The organism is Pseudomonas sp. R62 (assembly GCF_000257605.1).
GTDB classification, from domain to species: Bacteria; Pseudomonadota; Gammaproteobacteria; order Pseudomonadales; family Pseudomonadaceae; genus Aquipseudomonas; species Aquipseudomonas atacamensis.
Genome location: NZ_JH635998.1, coordinates 2956708 through 2965894, shown reverse-complemented (window position 1 = coordinate 2965894; position 9187 = coordinate 2956708). Strand labels below are relative to the sequence as shown.

Genomic DNA, 9187 nt, shown 5'->3' with positions numbered 1-9187 from the left:
CAATTTCGCGGCACCCTCGGTTTACGCGGGCGCCTGTCGACCCGCCTGCAACCCAACCACCCGACCGACGAGCCGTCCGGCATTGCCGCGAGCATTCTCGACGGCCTGCTCTACGGCAACGGCGACGCAATGATCGGGGTCAACCCGGCCACCGACAGCATCGCTTCGATCTGCGCGATGCTGGAAATGCTCGACGCGATCATCCAGCGCTATGACATCCCTACCCAGGCCTGCGTGCTGACCCACGTCACCACTTCGATCGAGGCGATCAACCGTGGCGTGCCGCTGGATCTGGTGTTCCAGTCGATTGCCGGCACTGAGGCTGCCAATGCCAGTTTCGGCATCAACCTCAACGTGCTGCAGGAAGGTTACGACGCCGGGCTCAGCCTCAAGCGCGGCACCCTCGGGCAGAACCTGATGTATTTCGAAACCGGTCAGGGCAGCGCGCTGTCGGCCAACGCCCACCACGGCGTCGATCAACAGACTTGCGAGACAAGGGCCTACGCCGTGGCGCGACATTTCAAGCCGTTCCTGGTGAACACCGTCGTAGGATTTATCGGCCCGGAGTACCTCTACAACGGCAAGCAGATCATCCGCGCCGGCCTCGAAGACCACTTCTGCGGCAAGCTGCTCGGTGTGCCGATGGGCTGCGACATCTGCTACACCAACCACGCCGAAGCCGATCAGGACGATATGGACACCCTGCTGACGTTGCTCGGCGTCGCCGGGATCAACTTCATCATGGGCATCCCCGGCTCGGACGACATCATGCTCAATTACCAGACCACTTCGTTTCACGACGCCTTGTACGCCCGCCAGACCCTGGGCCTGAAACCGGCGCCAGAGTTCGAGCAGTGGCTGGCCAACATGGGCATCTTCACCCAGGCGGACGGCAAGGTTCGCTTCGGCAACAACCTGCCGCCGGCCTTCCGCCAGGCCTTGGCGCACTTGGGATGAGTCTTATGGAAAAACCACCGGTCGATCCGCAAAACCCATGGCTGGAACTGCGCCGCCTGACCCCGGCACGCATTGCCCTGGGCCGCACCGGCACCAGTCTGCCGACGCGGGCGCAGCTGGATTTTCAGTTTGCCCACGCCCAGGCCCGCGATGCCGTGCACCTGGCCTTCGATCACAGCGAAATCAGCGCACAACTGAGCGAGCGCGGGCGGGAAACCCTGGCACTGCAAAGCGCCGCGCCGGACCGACACACCTATCTGCAACGCCCGGACCTGGGGCGCAAGCTCAGCGATGAATCGGCGCAGACCTTGCGCGACTACGCCAGCCAACATCCGGGCGGGGTCGATCTGGTGATGGTCGTCGCTGATGGCCTGTCGGCACTGGCGGTGCATCGCCACACCCTGCCGTTCCTGACGCGCCTGGAAGAGCAGATGAGCGGCGACGGCTGGTCCGTGGCGCCGGTGGTGCTGGTCGAGCAGGGCCGCGTCGCCATCGGTGACGAGATCGGCCAACTGCTCGGGGCGAAAATGGTGGTGATGCTGATCGGCGAGCGCCCGGGCCTGAGTTCGCCGGACAGCCTCGGGCTGTATTTCACCTACGCGCCGAAGGTCGGCCTCACCGACGCCTATCGCAATTGCATTTCCAATGTCCGGCTTGAAGGTTTGAGCTACGGCATGGCGGCGCATCGCTTGCTGTATCTGATGCGCGAGGCGTGTCGGCGGCAGCTGTCGGGGGTCAACCTGAAGGATGAAGCTCAGCTGCACACACTGGAGGCGGACGACGCTGTCGACATGAAAGGCAACTTCCTGCTCGATCCACCGCCAGCCTGAACCGTTTCCGCATTGCCTTTCTGCGCTGCTTTCAGGCAGGATCGACGCACGGCCGCCCGGGTTTCCCATCGCCGTCAGAGCAGTTGAAGACAGCCACTTGAAGACGAGACCTATCATGCGGATTATTCAAGCGACCCTCGAACATCTGGATTTGCTGACTCCTTTGTTCGTCAAATATCGCGAGTTCTACGGCTCCCTGCCTTACCCGGATTCCTCCCGCGCGTTCCTCGAGAAGCGCCTGCGCCGCAAAGAGTCGGTGATCTATCTGGCCCTGGCCGACGATGACGACAAGAAACTCATGGGCTTCTGCCAGCTCTATCCGAGCTTTTCGTCGCTGTCGCTCAAACGCGTGTGGATTCTCAACGATATCTACGTTGCCGAAGATGCGCGCCGGCAACTGGTCGCCGACAACCTGATCCGCACTGCGAAGAAAATGGCCAAGGAAACCCAGGCCGTGCGCATGCGCGTATCGACCAGCGCAAACAACGAAGTGGCGCAGAAAACCTACGAATCGATCGGCTTCAAGGAAGACACCGAGTTCAAGAACTACGTACTGCCGATCAGCGACGAGCTCTGACTCCAACGGCTTCGGTGATGAGGGAGTTCGCTCCCTCGCTACGGCCGCCCCTTCCCTGACAATTGCTCACTTCGCGACACTCCCCGCTACAAAACCGGCGCGCTTTTCAGCGGTCAGACCGTATAATCCCGATCTTTCCGGCTTGTAAGAAAAACTACACCCCGCTGTAGGCTTACACGAAGTCATCCGCACAGGCCTGCCGAGTCGGGCCGTCATACAGGTGCCCCCATGGATTTCAACCCGCTCGACCTTATCCTGCATCTCGATGTGTATCTCGATTTGCTGGTGAACAACTATGGGCCATGGATCTACGCCATCCTGTTTCTGGTGATCTTCTGTGAAACCGGACTGGTGGTGATGCCGTTCCTGCCGGGCGACTCGCTGCTGTTCATCGCTGGCGCAGTGGCGGCCGGCGGCGGCATGGATCCGGTGCTGCTCGGTGGCCTGCTGATGCTGGCGGCGATCATGGGCGACAGTACCAACTACGTGATCGGACGCACGGCCGGGGAGAAGCTGTTCAGCAACCCGAACTCGAAAATCTTCCGTCGCGACTACCTGCAAAAAACCCACGACTTCTACGACAAGCACGGCGGCAAGACCGTGACCATGGCGCGTTTCCTGCCGATCATCCGCACCTTCGCGCCGTTCGTCGCGGGCGTGGCGCGGATGCCGTACCCGCGTTTCTTCGGCTTCAGCGTGCTCGGCACCATCCTCTGGGTCGGCGGTCTGGTCACCCTGGGTTATTTCTTCGGCAACGTGCCGTTCATCAAGAAAAACCTCTCGCTGCTGGTGGTGGCAATCATCCTGCTGTCGCTGGTGCCGATGATCATCGGCGTGGTGCGCAGCCGGTTCGGCGGCACCAAAGTGCAATCGCACTGATCCGATGTGGTCACTGAGCGCCTGGCGACGCCGGCGCCTCCTGGCCAGGCACCCGATTGCCGACGACCTGTGGCAACGGGTGCGCCATCAACTCTCCTTCCTCGATGGCATCAGCGCTGCTGAAGACCAGTGGTTGCGCGAGGCCTGCGTGCTGTTTCTCGACGACAAACACCTGACCGCCCTGCCCGGCGTCGAACTGCATCAGGAACAGCGCCTGCTGCTCGCCGCCCAAGCGCAGTTACCGTTGCTGCATCTCGGTGATCTGAATTGGTACCAGGGTTTCCACGAGATCGTGCTGTACCCGGATGACTTCCTCAGCCCGCAACGTCATCGCGATGCCAGCGGCGTCGAGCATGAGTGGGACGGCGAACACAGCGGCGAAGCCTGGCAACAGGGGCCGGTGATTCTCGCTTGGCCCGGCGTACAGGCCAGCGGTGGCTGGGAAGGCTACAACCTGGTGATCCACGAACTGGCGCACAAGCTCGATATGCTCAACGGCGACGCCAACGGCCTGCCGCCACTGCACACCGACATGCGCGTCAGCGACTGGGCTGAAGTGATGCAGGCCGCCTACGACGACCTCAACCGCCAGCTCGACCACGATCCCGACGCCGAAACCGCCATCGATCCCTACGCCGCCGAGAACCCGGCGGAGTTCTTCGCAGTCACCAGCGAATACTTCTTCAGCGCCCCGGATCTGCTGCATGAGGCTTATCCACAGGTCTACTTGCAACTGCAGCTTTTCTACCGGCAGGATCCGTTGGGCAGACTGCGGCAACTTCAGGCCACAGACCCGGTCTATCAGGCGCACGACTAAGCTCTGCACGACTTCTGGTACGTGGCGTCGGCGTAGGAATGTGCCTATAATCGCCGCCACTTTTTGGTCAATCCGGCCAAGTGTTTTTGGTCAACTACGGGGGCAACGCCCAATGAGCTACAGCAAGATTCCGGCTGGCAAAGACCTGCCGAACGACATCTACGTCGCGATCGAGATCCCGGCCAACCACGCGCCGATCAAATACGAAATCGACAAAGACAGCGATTGCCTGTTCGTTGACCGTTTCATGGCCACCCCAATGTTCTACCCGGCCAACTACGGTTACATCCCGAACACCCTGGCTGACGACGGTGATCCCCTCGACGTGCTGGTCGTGACCCCTTACCCGGTAGCGCCAGGCTCGGTAGTCCGCGCCCGTCCGGTCGGCATCCTGAACATGACCGACGACGGCGGCGGCGATGCCAAAGTCATCGCCGTGCCACACGACAAGCTGTCGCAGCTGTACGTCGACGTGAAGGAATACACCGACCTGCCACCCCTGCTGATCCAGCAGATCGAGCACTTCTTCGCGAACTACAAGGATCTCGAGAAGGGCAAGTGGGTCAAGATCGAAGGCTGGGCCGGCGCAGACGCCGCCCGCGAAGCGATCACCAAGTCGGTTGCCGCCTACAAGGGCTAAGCCATTGCGCCTTGCGTGACGCTTGAAAAAACCCCCGGACATCCGGGGTTTTTTGTGTCTGCACGCTTCAGCTAAACAGCGCGTTTAAATTCCTACATGCAGTTTTAATCTGTTTAATTTCCCACAAGTACGTCTTACATCCCGTCGCAAAATACAGGCTTTTTTTGAACGCCCGGTTTATTCAAACCGCTCTAGTCCGGCCGTAGACTCCGTGTTTATGAGAAAGAACACTAGCGGTCCACGATTCAAGGCACTCCTGGAAGCAGCGAACATCAGCACCACGGATTTCGCAAGGTTCTGGGGCACGGAAGCCCAAAACGTTCATAACTGGTACACCCGGGGCGTCCCGGCGTATCGCATGGAAGAAGTCTCACGCCTGTTGTCGGTCAATAGTGAATGGCTGAAAACCGGGGAAGGCGTCAAGGAGGTCGCGCGCCTGCACCCACCCGCCAGCAACGGCGACACGTTCGATGCCCAGTCCATCTACGGCGTCTACACCGTCATCAACCCCAGCGACATTGACTTGGCATTTTTCAAGGAAACCCCGATCGCCAACGGCGACGGCAAAACCCACGTCATCCTCGACCCCGACCAATCCCTGCGCCTGCCCCGCGCCCACCTCGATCAACTCGACATCCAGCACGCCAACGCCATCTGCGCGCACATGATCGGCAACAGCATGGCCGATCGCATCGAAGACGGCTCCATCGTCGCCATCGACCGTGGCCTGACCCAGGTCGTCGACGGCGAAATCTACGCCGTAGAGCACGACGGCATGCTGCGCATCAAATACCTGCACCGCATGCCCGGCAACGGCCTGCGCATGCGCAGCCACAACAGCGCCGAATACCCCGACGAGGTCTTCCGGCCGGCGCAGATCGAAGAGCAGCGGATTCACATTCTTGGCTGGGTGTTCTGGTGGTCGACACTGGGCAAGCGCCGGCCGGTGGTGCCGTTTCTATGACAGTTCACTCGAATCTGTGGGAGCGAGCCTGCTCGCGAAGAGGGCCCTGATAACCGGTACAAATCCAGGATTTGTACTGCTTCAGTCGCTCTAAACCGCACTTGAGGCTGGGAATCCAAAGCAAAACTCAGTATCCTGCGCCCCACATTCGCGCATCGACCCGCCCAGCGGCTCGGATGACGCCCGACGAGGCAGACCAACGTCTGACCAAGTCCCACAGCCGGACGCAGATCCGGATGTACGTTTTGAAGGCTGGCGCGGTTTACCAAAAATAAACCAAGCCAGTCCCCGAGAAGCCGGCCACAAGCCGGCTTTTTAATGCCTGCAACAAACCATATCCATTGCTGAAATTGCATTCCAGCTTGTATAGCGCCCAATGCATTGGTTACCGTCCCGCCAAATATCGCAGGAAACACCAAATGCCCAAAACCTCATTCCCCATTGAGGACGCGCTGAAGCGCGCCGCCGAACGAGGCGAGCCGCCTGCCGAAGATAAGTTGGCCAGTGAAGAAGATGACGAACTTGCCGCCATCGTTCACGAGCGCCTCGCCGCTCCTCAGCGAATGCAGGTCAGTCTGGCTGATCTGTAAGCTGTTCGAGCGCCCAGCTACAGTTGCTGAATTTGTCCAACAACCTGTTGGACAAATTCCCCTCACGGATAACTGAACGACTTCACCAACGTCAGCTCCCCCGCCGTCCGCATCGGCACTACAAACGTTTCCATCTTCTCGCTCGGCGTGCCTTCTTCAGTAATCACCGTCACCTGCGCCGTGGTCAGCGCCTGCACCGCTTCATCCCCACCTTCGTCATCTCCGCGATACCCGCCGCCGTAATAATTCACATAGACCAGATATTGCCCTTTGATCGGCGCGGGCATGGCGGCGATTTCCGGGCCGTAGCCGGTGGTGACGTCGACGTCGAGGGCGGCGCCGTTGGCGGCGCTGCGGTTGCCGTACCAGATGTGGGCGCCGTCGGGGGTGACGAGGTGCAGGTCGAGGTCGGTGCCGTCGCTGTCCCAGGCCAGCAGCACGCGCAATTTGGCCGGGGTGGCGCCGCCGCGGGCGTTGAGGAATTGCGTGCGGTGGCGTTGCTGGCCGTCGGCGCTGCGCACTTCGATGCTGTTGCTGCCGTTGGGGAAGGAGAACGGGCGATCGAAGCCGCCGGCGGGGTCGATTTTCAGCGGCATGCTGACGCCGTTGACGATCAGGCGGCCGGGTTCGTTGTTCTTCGGCACGGCTTTGATCTGGCCGCTGATTCTGGCGGTATTGGCCTGGCCAAGCGGTGTATTGACCGACGAGGCCGGGTAGTTGACGGTCTGGCGAAAGCTCTCGCCCTCGCCTTGCGGTGCGCCGCTGCGCCAGCCGCCGACCGGAGTGTCGAGTTTGACGCCATCGGCGGCGAACGCTTGCGGCAGTACGTTGAGGGCACAGAGCAGCAGCAAGACCTGTGGATAACGGAGTGTCATGGTCTATTCCAGCAAAAGGTGACGGGCGAGCCCTTCGATGTAGGTTTCATCCTGGCCGTTGGGGTGTGCTTCGAAGGCCAGGTGCAGATATTCGTGGGTCAGGTCGAGGCGATCCTGCAGGGTCAGCACGCCGCGCACATAAATGCGCTGACGCTCGCGGTCGACGAAGGGCCGGCCGAAGGCGAGTTTGCAGACGGCGAAAGTGCTGACTTCGTTGTAGCCGGTTTCGCTTTCCAGCGTCGGACGCCAGCCGCGTCGCTGCTTTTGCAGCCAGTCTTGCGCGGCGGGCAATGCTTCGCAGGAGGCGACCGGGTTGTCCCAACGACTGAGGCTGGCGCGTGGATAGGCGTGCAGAAGAATCGCGTCGTAGCGGTGCCCAGCGTTCGCTTGCTCGACGGCTTGCTGCCAGGCGAGTTTGTCCGGGCCGGGCTGGTCGGAGTGATAGGTGACGGTGCTGCCGGCCAGTACCAGATCCGCCGTCCACGCCGCGATGTTGCGTGATTCGGCCAAGGCTGGACGCGGGGCGACGCGCTGGCGATTGCTGCTGTCGTCGATGCTCAGGCAATCGCCGTTGCGCGTGGCGTTTTGCAGCAGATAAGTGCGGATCGCTACGGCCAGCGCCTTGGCGGCTTCGGCGGGTTGCGGTTTGGCTTCGCGTTCGAGAACGCGAGCGACATATTCTTCGCGATCAAGTCTTGCGACGAGTTTGTCGTTGAGCAGAAACAATTCGCCATCGCTGTGGATGTCCAGCGCATTGCCGTTGGCGAATTCGACGCGGTAATCGCCGCGCAATGGCCCGGACTTGGCAACACGATCCCCGGCCAGAACTTTCGAAACCGGATATTTCGAAAACAGCCCGACTTGCACACAACGCCCCGCGTCCGCTGGCCACGCCGTCGGCAACACGCTGGCAAGCGCCTGAGCGTAATGACGCAGGACCATTTGACTGGTACCGCGTCCACCCGCCCAGATTGGCGCGCCGTCGGCGCTCCAGCCGGCGAATCCACCTTGCCGCGATTGTGCATCCTGGTCGCCGAGCCAGCTCCAGGTTTTCACCCGCAGGCGCCCGCCCAACTCGCCGACGACATTGCCGTCCGCTGCGTTCAGTACGACATCGAGCAGCACGCGGCGCATCTGATCCTGCGCTGGCAGCAACGCCAGAACGCTCAATAACTCCGCAACCGAAACCCTTGTTGCCGGTTGCACGGCTGGCAAATCCAGCAACCACGACGGCGCCTGCCGCGCCTGCCAATACGCTCGCCAATCCGTCGCTGCAATGCCCAACCGCGCCGGTTCGAAATACAGACCGCAGGACTTCACCAGTGCCTGATCCCGCTCGATCTTGCCGCCCGCCGAGCAGCAATAAACTTCTTCTTTGGACTGCCCGCGACATTCATAAGCCGGTTCCCGTGCACCGGTATCCACCAGCCACGCGTAGACGAACAACTTCCACAGACTGCCCAGCGGCGCATCCAGCGACGCTGGCAACGGTTCGCGCTTGATCAGTTGCGTCTGACTCAACGACAACAACTCGCCCTGATAGGCCACACGCAACAGCTCGTCCTGCGCTGTCGCCAGCGCAGGCATCACACCCATCAGCAGCCACAACAGCGGCCGGCGCATGTCAGTTGACCGTGACCTGACCAAGGGCGGCTTTCGCCTCTTGGGCCTGATGCTGCGGTGCATACACTTGCTTGAAGCGTACCGGCGGGAGGTTGAACTGGCCCTTCTGCGAGAAGCGCACCAGATGACGCAGGCGCAACTCACCGCTCAATGCATCGACCGGCACCGCGTAAGCCAACTGACCCGGTTCGAAACGCGCCTTCTCCAGCGCGGTCGGCTCGGTGCCGTCCTTGCCCTGCAATTTGATGCCCCACGTCGTGCGCTCGACATCCGCGCCCGGTGGCAGCGGCACTTCAAGCACGCCGTAGCGCAAAGGTTTCGGTGCCTTGCTGGTGAGGATCACCTCATCCAGGTACAGGCTGTCGCTGGACAACGGTTTAGTGCCGACCGGCTCGAGTTTGAAGGTGAACGCTTCGTCGCCCGGCACCAGACGCG

Annotated in this window: 11 protein-coding genes; 8 read left to right on the top strand and 3 right to left on the bottom strand. The window is 61.4% G+C overall.

Translation table 11 applies throughout. The features are described 5' to 3' along the window. From eutB to OQK_RS29960, 8 genes are all read left to right on the top strand, one after another. The coding region (eutB, locus tag OQK_RS14390; protein ID WP_016773004.1) for an ethanolamine ammonia-lyase subunit EutB at positions 1–957 on the top strand (957 nt) is incomplete at its 5' end. Between the two features lie 5 nt (positions 958–962). Then, positions 963–1787 (top strand): ethanolamine ammonia-lyase subunit EutC, encoded by an 825-nt coding sequence (gene eutC, locus OQK_RS14385; protein WP_016773003.1) that lies wholly within the window; start codon positions 963–965, stop codon positions 1785–1787. A 115-nt stretch (positions 1788–1902) separates the two neighbouring features. Further along, positions 1903–2364 carry a GNAT family N-acetyltransferase gene (locus tag OQK_RS14380; protein ID WP_016773002.1) on the top strand — a complete coding sequence of 154 codons (462 nt, stop codon included), beginning with the start codon at positions 1903–1905 and terminating at the stop codon, positions 2362–2364. Between the two features lie 228 nt (positions 2365–2592). Continuing rightward, positions 2593–3243, top strand: a complete 651-nt coding sequence (locus OQK_RS14375; protein WP_016773001.1) for a DedA family protein — start codon at positions 2593–2595, stop codon at positions 3241–3243. A 4-nt stretch (positions 3244–3247) separates the two neighbouring features. Continuing rightward, entirely contained in the window at positions 3248–4060 is an 813-nt protein-coding gene (locus OQK_RS14370) for a zinc-dependent peptidase (protein WP_016773000.1), read from the top strand. A gap of 112 nt (positions 4061–4172) precedes the next feature. Further along, a complete protein-coding gene (gene ppa / locus OQK_RS14365) occupies positions 4173–4700 on the top strand; it encodes an inorganic diphosphatase (RefSeq protein WP_016772999.1) in 528 nt (175 codons plus the stop codon). 217 nt (positions 4701–4917) lie between these two features. Then, the gene (locus OQK_RS14360; RefSeq protein WP_038860948.1) at positions 4918–5664 is read left to right on the top strand and encodes a S24 family peptidase; all 747 of its coding nucleotides are present in this window, start codon (positions 4918–4920) and stop codon (positions 5662–5664) included. Between the two features lie 419 nt (positions 5665–6083). After that, positions 6084–6254, top strand: a complete 171-nt coding sequence (locus OQK_RS29960) for a hypothetical protein (RefSeq protein ID WP_016772997.1) — start codon at positions 6084–6086, stop codon at positions 6252–6254. A 62-nt stretch (positions 6255–6316) separates the two neighbouring features. Here OQK_RS29960 and OQK_RS14355 read toward each other — a convergent pair whose 3' ends face one another. The 3 genes from OQK_RS14355 to OQK_RS14345 form a co-directional block, all read right to left on the bottom strand. Further along, on the bottom strand, positions 6317–7129 hold the full coding sequence (locus tag OQK_RS14355; RefSeq protein WP_016772996.1) for a YfaP family protein: 813 nt from the start codon (positions 7127–7129) through the stop codon (positions 6317–6319). A 3-nt stretch (positions 7130–7132) separates the two neighbouring features. Continuing rightward, the gene (locus OQK_RS14350) at positions 7133–8752 is read right to left on the bottom strand and encodes a DUF2300 domain-containing protein (protein WP_016772995.1); all 1620 of its coding nucleotides are present in this window, start codon (positions 8750–8752) and stop codon (positions 7133–7135) included. Between the two features lies 1 nt (position 8753). After that, on the bottom strand, positions 8754–9187 hold a 434-nt coding region (locus tag OQK_RS14345; protein ID WP_038860947.1), incomplete at its 5' end, for a hypothetical protein.

What these genes read in the sequence shown, in the direction of transcription:
- ppa (WP_016772999.1), top strand. Translation starts at nt 4,173, where the DNA reads ATGAGCTACAGCAAGATTCCGGCTGGCAAAGACCTGCCGAACGACATC.
- eutC (WP_016773003.1), top strand. Translation starts at nt 963, where the DNA reads ATGGAAAAACCACCGGTCGATCCGCAAAACCCATGGCTGGAACTGCGC.
- OQK_RS14360 (WP_038860948.1), top strand. Translation starts at nt 4,918, where the DNA reads ATGAGAAAGAACACTAGCGGTCCACGATTCAAGGCACTCCTGGAAGCA.
- OQK_RS29960 (WP_016772997.1), top strand. Translation starts at nt 6,084, where the DNA reads ATGCCCAAAACCTCATTCCCCATTGAGGACGCGCTGAAGCGCGCCGCC.
- OQK_RS14370 (WP_016773000.1), top strand. Translation starts at nt 3,248, where the DNA reads ATGTGGTCACTGAGCGCCTGGCGACGCCGGCGCCTCCTGGCCAGGCAC.
- OQK_RS14380 (WP_016773002.1), top strand. Translation starts at nt 1,903, where the DNA reads ATGCGGATTATTCAAGCGACCCTCGAACATCTGGATTTGCTGACTCCT.
- OQK_RS14350 (WP_016772995.1), bottom strand. Translation starts at nt 8,752, where the DNA reads ATGCGCCGGCCGCTGTTGTGGCTGCTGATGGGTGTGATGCCTGCGCTG.
- OQK_RS14375 (WP_016773001.1), top strand. Translation starts at nt 2,593, where the DNA reads ATGGATTTCAACCCGCTCGACCTTATCCTGCATCTCGATGTGTATCTC.
- OQK_RS14355 (WP_016772996.1), bottom strand. Translation starts at nt 7,129, where the DNA reads ATGACACTCCGTTATCCACAGGTCTTGCTGCTGCTCTGTGCCCTCAAC.